This is a genomic window from Paenibacillus sp. FSL R5-0519 (assembly GCF_037974275.1).
In the GTDB taxonomy this organism is placed as follows: domain Bacteria; phylum Bacillota; class Bacilli; order Paenibacillales; family Paenibacillaceae; genus Paenibacillus.
The window spans coordinates 3828545-3846969 of sequence record NZ_CP150234.1; the positions used below are offsets into that span (position 1 = coordinate 3828545).

Sequence of the window (18425 nt, forward strand, 5' to 3'; positions counted from 1 at the left end):
CATGCTTGGAATATAATGATTTGCGTTTTGTCCATTGTGATTTATAATCATCATATACGAGAGTCATTCTGTCGTACCATTATGATGCAGTCAGCGGTGATATATGAAAAGGTTCCATACATACAATAGCAGCCACATTCCAACCGAATACGAGTTCAAGCATTCCAAATGGATTCAGAAAATGCTTCATGCCTACTGGGTTGTCATCATTGCACATTTTGCCATTCAGGTTGGCTGTTTCCTGTTTCTGGAGTATGATCGCACACCTCAAGATTTCTTGATGAATGTCCTGTTCTGGCCTACGGCCATCAGCAGTTCTTGCATTTTGTTCGCAAGCTGGGTTGATCGACGCTTCAGTTCCTATTCCTTCTATACCATGTCTATAGCCAGCACCGTTATTGCCTGGACAATTATTCATGTCAATTATGATATTCGGATTATATTAGCCATCTGCCTGTTGCCCATCTTCGCTTCGGTGCTGTTCTTCAATAAAAAAAGAGTCTGGATTGTCTTTCTGATGCAGATGACTGGTTACCTTCTGGTGTTGTTCGATCCGGCCTACCGGTTGTACCTGTCTTCATTTGATATGGTATCCATTCCTGCTTTTCTAATCTTAGGTACATATGTAGCACAGGTTATCGTGACTAGCGGCGTTGAAGTTTTGGACGATCTTCAGGCCAGTATGCTTGCCAAGCAGGACCTTATTGTGCGAAATGCCATTATGACCAAACAGTCCAAAACAGATGGTTTAACCAACCTTTATAATCAAAGCTCATTCAAGGATTATTACGAAAAGGCATTCGAGTATGCCAACAGCGGCATGAGTCTGCATCTGGCTTTGATTGATATTGATGACTTCAAATCCATTAATGATACGTATGGTCATCGGGTTGGAGACATCATTCTCGAGAAGGTGTCCCTGATCATTCAGGAAACCATTACCTCCAGTGATATTGCCGCACGGTACGGGGGCGAAGAGTTCGCCTTGTTGATGTTTGAGCAATCTTTCAAGCAGGCCTATGCCTTGGTGGAACAGATTCGTCAGAAGATTGCCCTGATGGGCCATCTGGAACTTGAAGGAGCTCCCATCACGGTGAGTATCGGTCTCAAAAGCTACAGTCCTAATCTAAGCAAAGACAAATTGTTTGAAGAAGTGGATGCCTGTTTGTATGCCGCCAAACGAACAGGTAAAAATAAAACCGTAACTTCACTTGAACTGACTTCGCGTTCGTAGAGAAAATATAAATAAAAAAAGTTGTGCTGTACTCCGGAATCCCGGTTTGTACAACACAACTTTTTTTGGGTTTGCATAACATCAGCAGGCTGATTCTCTTCATACGTTTAATGTGCTCATTCCGCCCATTCCCAGCGGTGACGATTTTGCTCCAGCCTGGGATGAAGATCACCGGATGATCCGTCAATGATGAGACGCAGCTCTTTGATCCAATCCTTGAAAGAGTCAAACGAAGCAAACATATTTGCCATCTCAGTTGTCATATACAAAAAATGAGGAGCGGGATATTCCGCAGTGATATGGCGCAGTGCACTATCCACAGGCGTATATTTCTTTCTCTTGCCCTCAAGCCCCTCCACACGTATACGTGAATTGGGATGCTCCCGCCGCCAATCATGCAGACGGTCTTCTCTTTTGTAATATGCCTGGATTGTATCCTTGCTCATTCGCTTAAATGTACTCTCGTGTAAAGGATACAGCACAAGCTGTAAGAATGAACGAGTATCCATCGTTGCAACGGCATGTTCGAGTTGCTCATCAGTCACATGTTCAAACGAGTCATAAAAAGTCAGTGTCCCTTTATGGCTGGCCGCAGGTGGCTCATAGCCGTAAGGTACCGATGTATATTTACCAGACATTTCACCCCTCCTTGTCTATACGATGATCCGCAGTAAGGTGATTGGGATAACCCAGCTCATGTTATTATACGCTATTGATCCTGCTTCAACTCGGAATAAAATGTCATTCTGTTCTTGCCTGCACGTTTGGACTCATACAATGCTTCATCCGCCATTCGGATAATCTCAGATGGGTTGTTGCTGTTGGTTGGATATTCAGCCCCTCCGATGCTACATCCAATTCGAATTCGCTCGTATTCAATGATAAACGGCTTGTTCAGACTTTGTATGATGGCTTCTGCATAAGCGCCGGCTTCTTCCCTCGGATGACTTCCGACCGACTGAAGTACAATGAGGAATTCATCTCCGCCCAATCGAACCGTTATGCCCTTCTCCTGACCAAGAGAGGACAGACGTTGGGCCACTTTTTGTAAAAGAACATCTCCAACCTGATGTCCAAGCGTATCGTTGACTCGTTTGAATCCATCCAGATCCAGATAGAGAAAAGTCAGCGTGTGATTTTCACTTTCGGTCTCCAGAGACTCCTCCAGATACACTTCAAGGGCAGTACGATTCGGCAGACCCGTTAATTGATCAAAATGCGCCAGATTCTGCATCACAACCAGCTCTGAGTCTTTATTCATCAGAGAGGTCAGCATATCGCGAAGCGAGCGGGACAACACTTCAATCTCCTTAATCCCCTTATTTTCAGGAATCTCAATCTCTTCACCTGCCCGGAGTCGATTGGCCACTCTAGTGAGACGTACAAGCGGGGCAGAGATCAGACGTGAGACAAACCAGCCAATCAGTGCAAACAGCACAGTAACTGCAAGTCCAGCCCACACATTAAACCGCATCAGGTCAAAAACAGATGCAAACGCTGTCGACTTGACTTGACGAATAACCACCGTCCAGCCTAATCCGGGATAATCCAGATGGCCCTGGCTGTAGGCAAACCCTGTTACATATTCCTTACCATCAGGCCACTCTTCAATGGACCAGCTGCTTTGGTTGCGCTGGGCATCTTCGATGCCAGGCAATGACAAAGGTTTACCAATCCATTTCTTTGGCCCCAGCAGCACTGTATGTTCCTTTTTGCTTACGATAAAGAACTCAATGTCCTTTTCTTCTCTTTTCAATGGGGAAAGCACGGATTCTTCGACTTCCTTCGCCCATGCCCAGCTTAAATGTGCAGCGAGCACACCCCTAATATGTCCTTTGTTATCCTTCAGTGGGAAACTGATATCGACAAATTGCAACGGCTCTCCCGTTGGATTTGGTAACAGCTTGGCAAGAAGTACTGCGTTATGCACATCTCCAATGAATTTACCCTTGATCCCCTCCTGATACACAGGTCGCTCTGATAAATTTTCTCCAAGCAATATACCATCTGTCGCGGCTAGCACTTTTCCCTTCGGGTTCATGAATCCAACCCATGAGAATGAGGGAAAGCTATCTTGTAGCTGATCCAGCAACATCTGAATCTCATCAGGCTGGAATCCATCTTCGAGCGAAGCCATTTTGCCCAGAAGATCCAGTTCACCTGCGCGCGCGGACATAAACCGATCCAGTTTGTCCGAAGCTTGTGAGGCCGTACCTGTAAGTGAATGACCAATCTCGGTCTCCACAGCAACGAATGATTTTTTGCTAAAAACAGATCCAATCGTCAAGGTAACCAGCAGGGATAATACAGCGAAGATGACAGTAAGCACAGTTCTAATCTTGAATGACATCATTACCTCCATTAAACGGTGAAACCATCTTGCTTTTCAACATGAGTATGCTGCAAAGGGTACACGGGATGTCACCTCGGACGTGTCTCAAAACTCGCTGAAGTGCATCTTTTACCGCCTTTTCGCCCCCTGCTGCGTCACTTTCCCTTGACGTGCCCCGGCACGCCTGCGGAAAACTTCCTGGCTTGGAACGAAAATTCGGCAAAATCTGCTTCTTCGAAGTTTCAGACACGCCCTAATCGTTTTCATATTTATCGGAACTTTTGTGTTTTTTTATTATACAAGCCCATACAATAATTACGGCAATCTTCACCGTGTTTCTTCCATTCAAAGAATAGACACGATTCTGTATATACATACTTGGGTTATGAATATAGAGAGCAAGCATTATCCCTTTGAGGATTATGCGCCTGTATGTCACAGAGAGAGTAGTCGAAATACTAAACATTGGGGGTGTAATGTTGAGCCTGCTTCATGTTGCTGTTATTCTGCCTTTTGCCGCTGGCATTCTTCTTGCCATGCTGCATCGTTTCTTCCGTAAAATTCATCTAGGATGGCCGGTTCTCATCGTCCCGGCACTATTATTTGTATACTTTGCGAGTCTCATACCCGCTGTGTCACAGCGCGATACCGTTTCCGGAAATATTCCATGGATTCCTTCACTGGACATTGGATTTAACCTCTATCTGGACGGTCTGAGCCTCATGCTGACACTGCTAATCACCGGAATCGGTGTCCTCGTTGTTCTCTACTCCATCTTCTACATGGATATGAAAGAGGCGCTAAACCGCTTCTACCTTTATCTGTTGATGTTCATGGGAGCCATGTTGGGCGTGGTGCTGTCTGATAATATGATCGTGCTCTACGGGTTCTGGGAATTGACCAGTATTACGTCTTTCCTGTTGATTGCATTTCATTACAAACGCAAAGCTTCCACTTCAGGAGCACAAAAATCTTTCCTGATTACGGTATTTGGCGGTTTCGCCATGCTCACCGGATTCATGATGATGTATCTCATTACCGGAACATTCAGCATTCGTGCGACCATTGCAGGTTTGGGACAGTTTCAGGAAAGTGCACTGTTTCTGCCAGCACTTGTCTTGATCCTGATTGGAGCTTTCACCAAGTCAGCCCAATTCCCATTCCATATCTGGTTGCCGGATGCCATGGAAGCTCCGACACCTGTCAGCGCATATCTGCATTCCGCCACGATGGTCAAGGCAGGACTGTATGTTGTGGCGCGGTTTACACCGATCTTCGGTGGACAGGGGCTCTGGTTCTGGCTAGTTACCGGCGTTGGTCTCCTGACTTTGTGTTATGGATCATTCCTGGCGGTGAAAAAAAACGATCTCAAAGCGATTCTCGCCTATTCAACCATCTCTCAACTTGGTCTGATCATGTCCCTCTTAGGGGTGGGATCTGCTGCTCTCTTCTTCGGATATGGCGAATCCTCTGCGATGTACACCGTGGCAATAACCGCTGCGCTGCTTCACCTGTTTAATCACGCGACCTTTAAGGCCGCTCTATTCATGGTCGTAGGCATTGTTGATCATGAAACGGGTACACGTGACATCCGAAAGCTCGGTGGACTTGCTTCATTCATGCCAATTACATTCACCGTAGCATTGATTGGATCACTTGCTATGGCGGGTATACCGCCGTTCAACGGATTCCTGAGCAAGGAGTTATTCTTCCAGGCGATGGTCGAAGTCACGCATCTGCGAATCTTTGGACTTGGTTCCTGGAGTGTTCTTTTGCCGGTATTGGCTTGGCTTGCAAGTGTGTTTACCCTGATCTATGCGCTGATTATCGTGTTCAAAACATTCCTCGGTCGTAGCCAAAGCGAGATCCCTGCCGAGAAGCTGCACGAAGCGCCCGTTGGTATGCTCATTCCGCCCGTTGTTCTAGGTGTTCTTGTCGTTGTATTCGGACTCTTCCCGAATCTCCTGGCCGGATCACTGATTGAACCGGCAATGGCAGCTGTGCTTCCATCCCTCTTAGATGGAACTGAGCGCTTCGATGTACATTTCTCCCTGTGGCATGGATGGACTCCGGAACTGATTATGACGATCGGAGTTGTGATTCTCGGAACCACTCTCTACAAGCTGTTGCCACGATGGAGGAATATTTATGAGCATTATCCGCAAGGATTAACCATTAACAATATGTACCATGTGGTACTGGATAATCTTCAGCATTATGCACGCAAATGGACGGAAGCCTATATGAATGGCTCGGTTCGTAATTATCTGGTTTACATTTTCTCATTCACGGTTGCCTTGTTGGTCTATGCCTTCTTCCGTTCAGGTGAAAATATTACCTGGAATCTGCAGGGCAATGCACCTTTCTCATTTTATGAGGTCGTTCTGCTGGTCACGCTCATCGGTGCGGCGGTTTCGATTCCTTTTGCCAAAAACAGACTGTCAGCAGTTATTATGACCGGTGCGGTTGGTTACATCGTCACCTTGCTGTTTGTGCTCTTCCGGGCGCCGGATCTGGCCTTGACACAGATGATTGTCGAGACGGTATCCGTTGCATTGTTCCTGCTCTGTTTCTACCATCTGCCTGAATTGCAACGTGGCAAATCAAGCCGCAGTTATCTCACGGTAAATATGATCGTAGCGATTGCAGTCGGCGTTGTGATGACGTTTGTTGCTCTAGCTGCAAGCGGAACAGCATCACTGGACAGCATTTCTACCTTCTTCCTGCAAGAAGCGTATGACTCTGCTGGTGGTAAAAATGTCGTGAACGTGTTATTGGTTGATTTCCGTGGATTCGATACATTATTGGAGATTATGGTGCTCGGCGTTGCTTCATTATCCATCTACTCCATGATTAATCTGAACCTCGAAGCCAAAGATCTCGGAGCCCGCTTGAAGTTCCGTAAGAAGGATGAAAGTCAGGAGTCTGAACCTGCTCTGGATGATGAAGAGGATAATACGAAAAAGTATGGTAACCGTGAACGGAGCTCATCCTCGTGGGATACTGTCCCTTTGCAAAGTAATGATGTATTGCTGCAAACGACCACCAAGGTCGTTGTGTTCATCATTCTGACGTTTGCCATGCACCTGTTCTTCGCAGGACATCACAATCCGGGTGGAGGTTTTATCGGTGGCTTGGTTACAGCGGCAGCGCTCGTATTGATTGCCCTGGCATTCAGTACGGATACGATACGCAAAGCGTTACCCGTTGACTTCCGTGTTCTAACGGGAATCGGATTGGGTATCGCATTACTGACAGGTGCAGGTTCATTTATATTCGGAGTTCCGTTCCTAAGCCAAACCTTCGGTTATTTCGAACTTCCTTTGCTAGGAGAGACAGAACTCGCCACGGCCATGCTGTTTGATCTTGGTGTGTATCTCTCTGTCCTGGGTGTCACCATGACCATCATTCTACAGATCGGGGAGGATCGCTGATATGGAAATATTGATGTGTGTAGCCGTTGGCATTCTGTTTGCGGTTGCTGTCTTCTTAATCTTGTCGCGGAGCCTGCTCCGTATCGTACTTGGCATGTCCATACTAACCCATGGTGTACATCTGCTCTTGATCACCATGTCACGTCTCAAAACCGGGGCACCACCCCTGCTTGGGGAGATGGCCGAGCGCTATGTCGATCCTCTTCCTCAGGCGTTAATACTAACTTCTATTGTAATTAATTTTGGACTCACTGCGTTCTTCTTTGTTCTCTCTTATCGTTCTTATCTGAAATTAAAAACAGACGATATGGAAGAAGTAAGGGGGCGCCCATATGAATAATCTCGTCGTTCTGCCGATTCTGTTGCCTTTAATCACAGGTGTTCTGGCTTTGCTCTTTTTCCGAAAAACAAATATCCAGCGGATCATTAGTGTCATCGGACTTTTGTTTACAGCAGCAGTTTCAACGATGCTCATTACGCGGGTAGCTCAGACTGGAGTGCTAACGCTAAATATGGGTGGATGGGCACCTCCCTATGGTATTGTGCTAGTTGCTGACATGGTGTCTGCGTTGCTTGTGGTTGCTGCTTCCATCATTGCGCTGGCTTGTCTGCTGTATGCATTCCGCAGTGTAAACAAGGAGAGAGAAGAACATCACTTCTATCCGTTCTTTCATTTTCTGATCGCGGGAGTTAACGGTTCATTCCTAACCGGAGATTTGTTCAATTTGTTTGTTTGCTTTGAGCTGATGCTGATCTCTTCCTATGCACTGATTGTATTGGGTAGTACGGAAAGGCAGCTTCGTGAAACGATCAAATATGTCTTGATTAACATCGTTTCTTCAGCCCTGTTTGTCGCTTCCATCGGCTTTCTCTACTCCATTACTGGCACACTAAACATGGCAGACTTGTCCGTAAAAATTGCTGAAGTGGGACAGAGCGGGGTCATTACCTTAATTGCTGTTCTCTTCCTGATCGTATTTAGCATCAAGGCCGGACTGTTCCTGTTCTTCTGGCTGTCGGGCTCTTATGCGGCACCACCTGCTGTCGTCACCGCATTGTTCGCAGGATTGCTTACCAAGGTTGGCTTGTACGCCATTGTGCGAACATTCACACTGATCTTCTATCATGATCCTGATTTCTTCCATGCCCTGATCGGATGGATGGCTGGTGCTACGATGGTTCTTGGTGTTATCGGTGCAATCTCGTACCGCGATGTGAACAAAATTCTCATCTACAACGTGGTTGCAGGTGTAGGTTTTGTCGCTTTTGGTATGGCTTCAGCCAGTCGTCCAGCGCTGGAAGGTCTGCTCTTTTATATGCTGCATGACATGTTGATCAAAACATTGCTCTTCCTGCTTGGCGGTGCCTTGATCGCCGTTGCCGGAACATCCAAACTGGACAACATGGGCGGGCTGATCCATCGCTATCCGCTGCTCGGCTGGATGTTCTTCATCAGTGCACTTGCTTTAGCAGGTTTGCCGCCATTCAGTGGATTTCCGGGGAAGTTGCTTCTCTTCGAAGGTGGCTTGCAGGCAGGCTTGTATGGTCTGACCAGCGTTGCGGTGCTCTCCAGCTTGTTAATGTTATATTCGGTACTGCGCATCTTCATACAAGCATTCTGGGGCGAACCGCCTGCCGGGGTTGCAAGACGCCCTTACGCTGTGAACGGCCTGCTGATTCCTGCCGGAATTCTGTTTGTATTCATCATCGTAATGGGTGTGGGGGCTGAAGGCATGTTCCAATTGACCTCCCGCGCAGGCGATATTCTACTGCATCCCAATATTTATATTGATGCCGTATTGAAGGAGTAGATGTCCATGGCCTTTCAGATTGTACTTAATCTTATCATTGCCTTTGTATGGATGTTTTTGAACAACGCCTGGAATGGTGTTGGTTTTCTCATAGGTTATCTGCTCGGACTGCTTCTCATCGGGGGGATGCGGAGATTCTTCCCCCAGCGCTTCTATATTGTTCGATTCTGGGCCATCTGCAAACTGATTACATTACTGTTCAAGGAACTGGTGCGAGCCAGCATTGAGGTTATACGCCAGATTATCAAGCCCAAGCTCGACATAAGGCCCGGTATTTTTACGTATAAAACTCAATTGTCCTCGGATTGGGAGGTCACCCTGCTCTGCCTACTTATTTCATTAACACCGGGTTCTCTGCCACTTGAGATCTCGGGTAACCAACGCAAACTGTTTATCCACGCGCTGGATATCAAGGATGAACAGAAAATGAGAGATGATATTCAAAATACATTCGAAAAAGCAATTATGGAGGTGACGCGTTAATGTTATCCTCACTGTTGTTCATCTCATTGCTCATTCTCTCCTTAGCCATACTAGGGTGCTTGTACAGGGTGCTTCGTGGACCATCCATGGCTGATCGGATCACCGCATTGGATACCATCGGTATCAATGTAATTGCCATCGTCGCCGTTCTGTCAATGATGCTACAAACTCAGGCCTATCTGGATATCATCTTGCTGATTGGTATTCTGGCTTTTCTAAGTACAGTGGCATTTGCACGTTATATTGAACGGGGGGCGGTATTCAAAAATGATGGAGATCGTTAAGGTAACCGCTGAAACAGCCATAGGTTTACTCGTACTGCTTGGTGCATTACTTAGCGCCCTCAGTGCGTTCGGACTTATTCGTCTGCCCGATGTATATCTACGAGCCCATGCCGCAACCAAAAGTATGACGCTTGGCGTGTTCTGTGTACTAAGCGCTACGTTTTTCTACTTCTGGTACTTCGATAACTATATCAGTGCCCGTTTATTGTTAGGTATCCTGTTTGTATTCATCACGGCTCCGGTCGCCGGACATCTGAACGGACGGGCCGCCTATCGCACAGATGTACCGCTGTGGGAGCAGAGCGTTCAGGATGAACTGGAACCCTTGTTAAAAGGTAAAAAGGTGAACCATGAAGCCAAGGACATGATGGAGTAATCCTAATCCTCAGTCACAGGCATAGCGAATACCCCCAAAGATCAGCCGCCCTTTTCTCAGGCTGTTCCCGGGGGTATTTTTTAATTTATCATACACAGTTCATATTATATCCGGATCATGCAGGCAGATTATATTCATCGTTAGAATCCACTCAATCCCTGCCTTTTCAAATCCGCAGCCACAATGCGTGCAAGCTGTGCAGCACCTTGACGATTCGGATGCAGACTATCCCCTGTCATATACAGAGCGAGTGTTGCCGCCGGACCAATGGATGTGAAATAGGCCGAACTCAACTTATTCAATTCAACCAGGGTGACCCCCTCTTCCTGAGCGAGTGCACGAGTGGATGGATTGTACCAGCGGTTCTCCGCTTGATGTACATTGGCAGTATTAAAATCTGTTGCCCGGCCTTGTGGCGTGGAGAGGATGACCGTTGCTCCTTTGTTCTTCGCCTGACGCACCATATCCCGCATAATCTCTTTAAACTGCGCCTCCGTTGTATTGTTCTTGGCATTGGTATCGTTAATACCGAATTGCAAAATAAAATAATCTCCCGGCTTGATATACTTGAGAATCGCCTCCATCTGACCATCATCGCGGAACCCTCTCGCAAACTGACCACTTGATGCCATATTACGAACCTGGAACGTAGCGTTGTTCACATAAGACGGTAACAGCTGTCCCCACCCTCCTTGAACACTGCTGCCAAGCGGATAGTAATTACAAACTGTTGAGTCACCGCCGATGTAAATCGTGCGGTTGGTTACGGTCTGATTGGATATCTTCCGAATCTCGAGTGCGCTGAGTGTAAATGCAGTGCCTGCCTTTCCTTCCGTAATGAGCAGATTGAGTTGCCCATCAGTTATCGGAATTTGAAATTGATCCGTCGCCCCGTTGCCCGTCATGTTGATGATCTGGTAGACCCCTTCTGCCGCCACACTTGCTCTGGCTGTATTGCCCAGAACCACTTTGACCTCATATAGGCCATTGGACAAGTTCACATTGAAGGTGTTGTTGCTCTTCGTGCCAAACGTCAGAAACTGTACGGCGTCACTCATTACTCCGCTTCCAGAGGCAGACACATTTCGCATATTGGCAGGTGTATTGAACCCATACCCTTTGGTAGCCGTGTAGGCATCTCCTGCGGACACGCCTGTGTAACCGCTCTCAACCGGACCCGAACCAAAATCAAATCTGTAATTGTCCGTTGCTGCCTTGGCAACTTGCCCTCCACTGCTTCCCAGACCGATGCTCAACGTACTTGCAAACAGAATAAAACAGAGCAGAAACTTTACCAATGTTGACCATTTCATCACTGAATTCTCCTCTCGAATCCATATTAGATTGGTGCATGATCCACAACTTTACAGAACTCGATCAAGCCAGTCATAGGCCTTCGCTCCGCTGATCTCATGTCCACCTGTAAAGAAATCCGCATCCAGTGCTTCTGATGCTCCCGCTTGTTCATAGATGTATGTCAATCGCTTATAGGCTTCTCTTGCTGCATCGAGCGGAAATACCTGATCATCACTTCCAGCTTCAATAAAGAGTGGTCTAGGTACAATCAAGCCGATGAGATCGGGCAACTCCGCTTCACGCAGGATACCTGGCACATAATTGTCCAGACAATGGTTGCGATCCAGTATGCTGCCCTGGAATGTACTTGCATAGCCACTTACTACAGCTGCACGGAAGCGTTCATCCAATGCGGCTGAAAATGCCGTAACCAGACCACCACCCGAGATACCCATGCTTCCAATTCGCTCCGTATCCACTTCTGGTCGGGTCAATAGATAATCCAGTACTCTAGTTGTTTCATATACCCTGTGCCCGGCGAGAGTCTTCCCCACCATGAGCAGATGCGCCGCAATCTTCGTACAGGAGCTTACCCCTGGTGGCGCATCGCGGTCCTCTGACAGTCTTCGATCACCGAACCCGAGCAACTCTGGAGCCGCAACCACATATCCACGCTTCACAAGCGCTACTGCAAAATCCTTGTGTAATCCGGGCTCTCCAGTCCGTGGTGAACCATCCGGTTCCATGCCAGAGATCTCCCGGCTACCATAGCCATGCCCATGACAAGCAACGATAGCAGGTCTTCTCACCTCGGTAGTGCTTCCATCCCCTGGAATCAATACATACACAGGCATACGGAGTCCGGCATAGGTCGTGATCTCAACCCGCTCCCGGATATACCCGTCACATGGAATGCACTCCAGTAAGACAGGATTCAATGCTGCGTCCCTGGTTGGAAAACCGCCCAGCCGTTCTTTCACGCGGGTACATAACTGACTGCGCCATAACTCCAGGGGTTGATCTGCCTGATATGCGGAACGTCCACGAAGATTCGTTTGTTGTTGTAAATAGGCTTCAATATCCGACATGGGCCTGTGTCCCTCCTGTTTTTCGTAAAGATAACGTAGATAGAAGACTGTCATTTGGAATGAATCCCATCCATTATAGAACATTGATGTCTCACATGAATTGAACATGTTTGCCTGTTTTGAATAGAATCATACGATTTCTAGCCAAAAAGGATATCTCCAACCTGAAGACAGGTTACGGAAATACCCTTCATTTGATCTGACCTGGCAGCCACCAGTTCCACCTGCCCATTAATCTCATCAACGCAGGTACCAATATTAGGCGAATCAATGTAACGTCAATCAATACCGCTGCCGTGATTCCGATCCCTAATTGCCTCACACCTGCAACTTCAGCAAAAGCAAACGGCACGGTCACCGCAAGCAGAATTGCCGCTGCGGATGTAACCAAACGACCGGTAGAAGCCAGTCCCTGTTGGACAGCTCCATCACTGTCTCCGGTTCGTCTATACACCTCCTGAATACGACTCAGCATAAACACCCCATAATCCATGGATATGCCAAACACCAATCCTGCAATGAACACAGGAATCATAATGGCAATGTCTGATTGCTCCATGCCCAGATGTCCTTCATTAAACACCCATACCAATATGCCAAATGAAGCGGCTAAGCTGAGCAGATTCATCACAATCGCTTTGATTGGAATGAGTAGAGATCGGAATGCCGCCAGTAACACAAGATAATTGGTGACAACTACAAATACCAGCACTTTAGGCAGTTGATGTGTAACTTCCTGCATGATTTCATTCTGCTTGGCAGCTTCCCCACCATAACGCAGTTTTACATTGTTGGAACCTAGTGCATGATCGCTATTCCTCATCCGTTCCAGCCAATCTGCGACCTGCTCCGATCCAGGCTCCCCATGCACAGTGGCTACCAATCGTATGGAATAATCAGAGACCGTTGAACGCAGCCACGCCGTCCTTGTTGACTCCTTGCCTTCTTTGGAAGGAGTGAGCGCCAATGGTGGAACTTGAAAAAGGCTCTGCGAGTCATTTTGATTCGGCTGTAATAGGCCCCATGGTGAAACAATGCTCAATACGTCCGAGTCCTGAAGTAATTGACGTGCTTTGTTGTGGGCCGTCTGCCAGTGTGAGGCAGTTAACCGTTCCTGCTGTCCGCCAATCACGATCTCGATGGTGGAGGTATTCTTTGGACCATAATCATGCTGCAACAGCTCTGCTGCCTGGCGGGACTCCATTCTGGCTGGCAGTGAAGAGGCATCCGGGACAGACAGTTCTAGCCGGGTCACTGGATAGACACACAGGAGCAGCACGATCGTACCTCCAATTGCCATGCTGACTGGTCGTTTCATGACCATTGCTGACCATCTGTGCCACACTGAACCTCTAGGTAACGAATGGACTGAATTTCGCCTGTAGACTCGATCCGCAGAAAGTGACAGTATTGCTGGCAGCAGTGTAACATTTAACAGTAGCGATAGGAGCAGAACAATGACAGCCCCAAAGGAGACACTCAGAAACATCGGCAGCCTGATCCAGAGCAGACCCAGCAGCCCTAGGAGTACGCAAGCTGCTGAGAACAACACTGCTCTGCCTGCTGTACGTAATGTTCTTTGAAGAATCTCACTCTGCATAACCAGACTTCTTCCCGGAACATTAGCTGCACCTTCATCTTTATAGGCCCGCTGAACTTCTTCCCTGTACCTGCTCAGGATGATCAGGGCAAAATCTATACTGAGTGCCATGCCCACCATGGGAATAACGTTAATGATAAAGTTGGACAATTCCAGATGATAACCAAGGAGCGTTGTGACTCCCATAGCGGTAATCACAGCACTGATGCCCATCATGACAGCAATCAATGCGGCATATAACCCCCTGAAAGCGAAGCACAGAACGATTAGGGCAATCGGCAGCCCCACCATCTCTGCCCGTTCCAGGTCACGAAAGCTCAGATGATTTACATCCTGTTGTACGACGGCCTTGCCGGTCAATTGGACCGTACCCGGACCATCTGTTGCCAGCAAGGCGCGCAACTGCTCAATTGGAGGACCCATCTGATGTGGGGGTACATCCATCTTCACAAGGGCATATGCCCTTTGATTTTGCAGCGTCACCCTTTCGCCAGCATCCAGCGGGAACGTGACAGAGCTTACCGCAGGCAACACTTGAACCTGTGTCAGACGCTCCCTGATCCACTGTCGGAACGCTAACGGCGAGGTATCATCCTTTTTCTCAAAAACCAGAATAACCGGATTCGCAGGAGAAGCGAATTCGTCCTCCAGAACAAGCTCTACGGCTTGCGCATCCCCGTGAACCCGTTTCAATCCGTGATCCTGGACAATGTCAGGCAACCTCCACGCCCAGACCGCTGACATCCCGATGATAAATACCCAGCAGAGAATAATGAACCGTGGATATCGGCTGATGAAGGCAGCAAGTCTGCGATAAGCCATACCTAAGCTCCTCTGCGATCAGATTATTCATTCAATTACGTTCATCGGTAAGATCGTACGCACATCCAACCACTTGTGGTGCATGTCTCCTTCACTCGGATTCACGAACTAATGGATGCCATGCTTCACAGGCGTTCTGTTCGCCATGGGGACAGGAATGTATGTAAAAGGGAGTAATTCTGCGGTCAGTCCGGGTCCAAAGGCAAGCGCTATTCCACTCGAATAATCTTCTTTTTGTCTGTAATCCTCGCGGATGGCTTGAAGTACAAAGAGAATTGTCACAGACGACAGGTTGCCATAATCCCGCAGGATGTTACGACTGTATGAGACCTGCTCATCTCTCAACTGATACAGCTTCTGAACGGCATCCACGATGCCTCTGCCTCCCGGATGGATCGCCCATATTTCAGGTAAACTCCCCCCATCGAGAAGTCGCTCAACCTCTGGCCCAAGATGCAGACCAAGCAGCTTTGGAATCTGTGGTGACAGATAGAGGTCAAAGCCTGTATTGCCCACTTCCCAGATCATTTCTTCTGCACAATCCGGGAGCAGCGTTGAGTACCCACGGCCTAGTCGAAAACATTCATTACGGTCTGTTCCGGACGCACCAATAACACAGGCAGATGCACCATCACCGAAGAACGATGCAGCATACAGGTCGTCCCGTTTGGAAGATGGCTGAAAATGAAGAGTGCACAGCTCCACACACACGATGAGAACCATGGCCTTCTGATCGGTCGTTACAATGGAATTCGCCAGTTGTATCGCCTTCAGACCCGCTGCACATCCTTGAAACACCAGTGGAATCCGGTTAATCTGCGGTGACAGTTCAAGCTGCTGGATCAGCCGAACATCAAGTCCGGGCAGGAATTGCCCCGTGCAACTCACTGTAATGAGATGTGTAATTTCCGAGGAGGATACGTCCGCATCCTGAAGCGCTTGTCCGGCCGCCTCCAGACCAAGGGGAACAGCAGCAGCTTTGTATTTGCCCATACGCTCGGATGTAGTCGGAACTTCCTCCCTACTCGTGAAAGGTAAATATCGGCAAGAATCAACAGGCTCAAGCAGATTCGGTTCACACGTATAACGAGTCTCCACACCGCACTGATTAAAGATTCGTTTCGCCCATCGTCTGGCATCCGGCTCATGTTCCAGCGCCTGAGCGAGACGGGCAGACACATCCTTTTGCTCAATACGGTGGGCTGGCCACGCCGTTCCTATTCCCATAATACTTGCCCCTGTAGTTTCCTCAAGCTGGTTCATCAGCTTAACCCCCTATACAATCTTGTTTTTATCATCAAAAGTGGGCTTGTTAAACGACCTATATATCAAATAGGTTCATATAAAAATGTGCAGGTTATAGTACAAGTCTATTCACTCCCTGTCCCATTTATGTTCATATCACAACGAAAGGCGGACAACCTATGCGAGTTTCGCATGGTTGTCCGCCTTTATCTGCAGAATTAAAGCCTTTCACAAATTACATATAAGATCCTTCATACCTATTCAGGGCGTATTATGGTAAATCTCTCTCCGAGCTTGGCATAATCATTACCCGCAAGTCGGCTGACTGGTTTCAAATGATCCATCAGGATATACCCCTTGTCCGGATTATAGACTTCTTTGCTGAAATGATACTGCACTATGCGTACCAACAGCAAATCACTCATCGGTTTGCCATCATCGTTGGTAATGGGAATGTGCTGATACAGCTCACACTCCATTCGAATAAGTGCTTCTTTTATTCCTGGCACGGTGACCTTTGTACTTGGTACTGTAGTCAGTTTCGTCCGCTCAAGCTCACTTTCATGAGGTTCAAGGATAGCTGCTGTCTCATTTACTTCCGCTATGATTGCTTCATCACATATATGCACGACCAACTCTTTATGAGCAAGTACATTACGTGCAGTATCTTTCATCATGCCGTCTTTACGTGCAACGGATATGGATAACAGCGGTGGGTCCGAGCTAACCACATTGAAGAAACTGAAAGGCGCTGCATTGATCACATCATTCTCATCTGAACGTGTCGTCACAAAAGCAATAGGACGTGGTACCACCGAACCACTCATCAGTTTATAGTTGTCTCTTCCCGTTATTTCACGTGGATCCAATGTATACATATGTAACATCCCCTTCCCTGCTCGTGTAATAAGTGTCCATTTCACTTCAAAACACGTTAGTACACTCATGTTTATTATATAACGTAAAATGCCGAATTAACAAAAAAACTCCCTGGTGCTCATTGCACCAGGGAGTATGAACATGCTTTTTCATATCGACTATTTCTTATTTAACAATGCTGTTCTGAATGTCTTCCATAATTTGAAGGTTGGCTTGAACTCCACTGTACAACCAGCTGCTGGACCGGGTGAATTCAAACAAATTGCCATTTTTCACAGCCGGGATACTTTGCCACACTGGATCTTTCAGTGCTTCCGCCCCAGTACCCTCATCACTATTCACAAAGAACAAGTAGTCGACATCCATTTCCGCCAGCTTCTCCATAGAGATGGAAGACCAGTTACCTGTTGCATTGGCAGAGATTTCTTTCACAACTTCAGGCTCTTGAAGTCCAAGTTCTTTGTACATTACTTCTCCACTTGATACATTGTCACTTACAATAAAGAACTTGCCGCTAACCAACCAAATGGCCGCTGCTGATTTTGTTCCACCTGTAACGTTGTTGATCTTTTCCTTGATTTCTGTAGCCTTAACTTCGTAATCATCCAGCGCTTTTTGCGCTTCAGCACTCTTATTCAATACTTCCCCGATTTTTAAAAGTGTTTTGCGCCAGTCACTATTGATCTCATCACCAAGTACATAGGTAGGTGCAATCTTACTGTACTGTTCGTATTTTTCTCCTTCAACCATACTTTGAGAACCAATAATAATCAGATCCGGGTTAAAGCTTGTTACCGCTTCAAAAGGCAGATCAAAAGCAATCGTTGGGATACCCTTCAGATCTTTTTGCAGATATTCCTGGATTCCGTTGGCTACCGACCACTGGGCAACTGGCTTAACACCTAGTGTTACCAGATTGTCTTCCAGATAAGATGCGATGATACGCTCCGGGTTAGCGGGGATGGTTACTTTATGTCCCATAACATCTGTTAATGTGCGCTCTGTACCGGATTCTGTTTGAGTTTCTGTCTCGGTCGTTGTATCGTTCTCTCCAGCTGCACTGTTCTCTGTCGGCTTCGCTCCACATGCTGCTAACCAGATGGACATAACCATCACCGTAATCAAAAGTGTGATCATCTTTCTATTTCTCTTAAACAATTTATTATCCCCTTTCAATATGGAAACGTTAGTCGGCGTTATTGTGACAGATATCTACGTTCAAAAATAATGATACTATTATTGATGCATATAATATCCGCATGTACATTTGACCAATTCCATTGACAATGATAATTGTTATCAGTTCAATTGTCAATTCGATTATTATCTGCGCTATAAAGTTGAACTACAGATTATTTACACTGACACTACGATGATAGAACAACCTTCCAATCGCAGTTATCCCCAGATTTTTTCGATTCCTTTTTCTCTAAGGGAAAATCCGGGGATAAAGGCGAACGCTTCGCTTTTTCAGGTTTTTTCTATCCTCTCCGTTTTGTGCAAATGATTAGTTCAACTATATAGATCATACAAAATCGTCT

General features: G+C 47.0%; 15 protein-coding genes. 7 read left to right on the forward strand and 8 right to left on the reverse strand.

Annotated features, from left to right (window positions below):
• Positions 1–103 precede the first annotated feature (103 nt).
• A complete protein-coding gene (locus MKY73_RS17055; RefSeq protein ID WP_339302755.1) occupies positions 104–1234 on the forward strand; it encodes a GGDEF domain-containing protein in 1131 nt (376 codons plus the stop codon).
• 116 nt (positions 1235–1350) lie between these two features.
• Here the strand turns inward: MKY73_RS17055 and MKY73_RS17060 are convergent, their stop codons facing one another.
• Together MKY73_RS17060 and MKY73_RS17065 are read right to left on the reverse strand one after the other, a co-directional pair.
• Positions 1351–1872, reverse strand: a complete 522-nt coding sequence (locus MKY73_RS17060) for a hypothetical protein (RefSeq protein ID WP_339302756.1) — start codon at positions 1870–1872, stop codon at positions 1351–1353.
• A gap of 71 nt (positions 1873–1943) precedes the next feature.
• A complete protein-coding gene (locus tag MKY73_RS17065) occupies positions 1944–3587 on the reverse strand; it encodes a diguanylate cyclase (RefSeq protein ID WP_339302757.1) in 1644 nt (547 codons plus the stop codon).
• Between the two features lie 458 nt (positions 3588–4045).
• Here MKY73_RS17065 and MKY73_RS17070 point away from each other — a divergent pair, with 458 nt between their 5' ends.
• From MKY73_RS17070 to mnhG, 6 genes are read left to right on the forward strand one after another with little or no spacing between them, the layout of a single operon-like run.
• The gene (locus tag MKY73_RS17070; RefSeq protein ID WP_339308644.1) at positions 4046–7000 is read left to right on the forward strand and encodes a Na+/H+ antiporter subunit A; all 2955 of its coding nucleotides are present in this window, start codon (positions 4046–4048) and stop codon (positions 6998–7000) included.
• Between the two features lies 1 nt (position 7001).
• The gene (locus MKY73_RS17075; RefSeq protein ID WP_036670645.1) at positions 7002–7340 is read left to right on the forward strand and encodes a Na(+)/H(+) antiporter subunit C; all 339 of its coding nucleotides are present in this window, start codon (positions 7002–7004) and stop codon (positions 7338–7340) included.
• Positions 7333–8811, forward strand: a complete 1479-nt coding sequence (locus MKY73_RS17080; RefSeq protein WP_339302758.1) for a Na+/H+ antiporter subunit D — start codon at positions 7333–7335, stop codon at positions 8809–8811. Before MKY73_RS17075 ends, MKY73_RS17080 begins: the two co-directional genes overlap by 8 nt.
• A 6-nt stretch (positions 8812–8817) precedes the next feature.
• Positions 8818–9294 (forward strand): Na+/H+ antiporter subunit E, encoded by a 477-nt coding sequence (locus MKY73_RS17085; RefSeq protein WP_339302759.1) that lies wholly within the window; start codon positions 8818–8820, stop codon positions 9292–9294.
• Entirely contained in the window at positions 9294–9578 is a 285-nt protein-coding gene (locus MKY73_RS17090) for a Na(+)/H(+) antiporter subunit F1 (RefSeq protein ID WP_017688855.1), read from the forward strand. The genes MKY73_RS17085 and MKY73_RS17090 overlap by 1 nt, the downstream gene beginning before the upstream one ends.
• Entirely contained in the window at positions 9562–9954 is a 393-nt protein-coding gene (gene mnhG, locus MKY73_RS17095) for a monovalent cation/H(+) antiporter subunit G (RefSeq protein ID WP_076249568.1), read from the forward strand. The genes MKY73_RS17090 and mnhG overlap by 17 nt, the downstream gene beginning before the upstream one ends.
• A gap of 140 nt (positions 9955–10094) precedes the next feature.
• On the opposite strand, the gene MKY73_RS17100 is transcribed toward mnhG, so the two are convergent.
• The 6 genes from MKY73_RS17100 to MKY73_RS17125 form a co-directional block, all read right to left on the reverse strand.
• Positions 10095–11267 carry a GDSL-type esterase/lipase family protein gene (locus MKY73_RS17100; RefSeq protein ID WP_339302760.1) on the reverse strand — a complete coding sequence of 391 codons (1173 nt, stop codon included), beginning with the start codon at positions 11265–11267 and terminating at the stop codon, positions 10095–10097.
• A 51-nt stretch (positions 11268–11318) separates the two neighbouring features.
• Complete coding sequence (locus MKY73_RS17105; RefSeq protein WP_339302761.1) at positions 11319–12338, reverse strand: alpha/beta hydrolase family protein; 1020 nt, start codon at positions 12336–12338, stop codon at positions 11319–11321.
• Positions 12339–12528: 190 nt separating this feature from the next.
• On the reverse strand, positions 12529–14760 hold the full coding sequence (locus MKY73_RS17110; RefSeq protein WP_339302762.1) for an MMPL family transporter: 2232 nt from the start codon (positions 14758–14760) through the stop codon (positions 12529–12531).
• Positions 14761–14868: 108 nt separating this feature from the next.
• Positions 14869–16023 (reverse strand): type III polyketide synthase, encoded by a 1155-nt coding sequence (locus MKY73_RS17115; RefSeq protein ID WP_339302763.1) that lies wholly within the window; start codon positions 16021–16023, stop codon positions 14869–14871.
• A 239-nt stretch (positions 16024–16262) separates the two neighbouring features.
• A complete protein-coding gene (locus MKY73_RS17120; RefSeq protein WP_339302764.1) occupies positions 16263–16883 on the reverse strand; it encodes a flavin reductase family protein in 621 nt (206 codons plus the stop codon).
• Positions 16884–17049: 166 nt separating this feature from the next.
• Entirely contained in the window at positions 17050–18021 is a 972-nt protein-coding gene (locus MKY73_RS17125) for an iron-hydroxamate ABC transporter substrate-binding protein (protein WP_339302765.1), read from the reverse strand.
• Positions 18022–18425 lie beyond the last annotated feature (404 nt).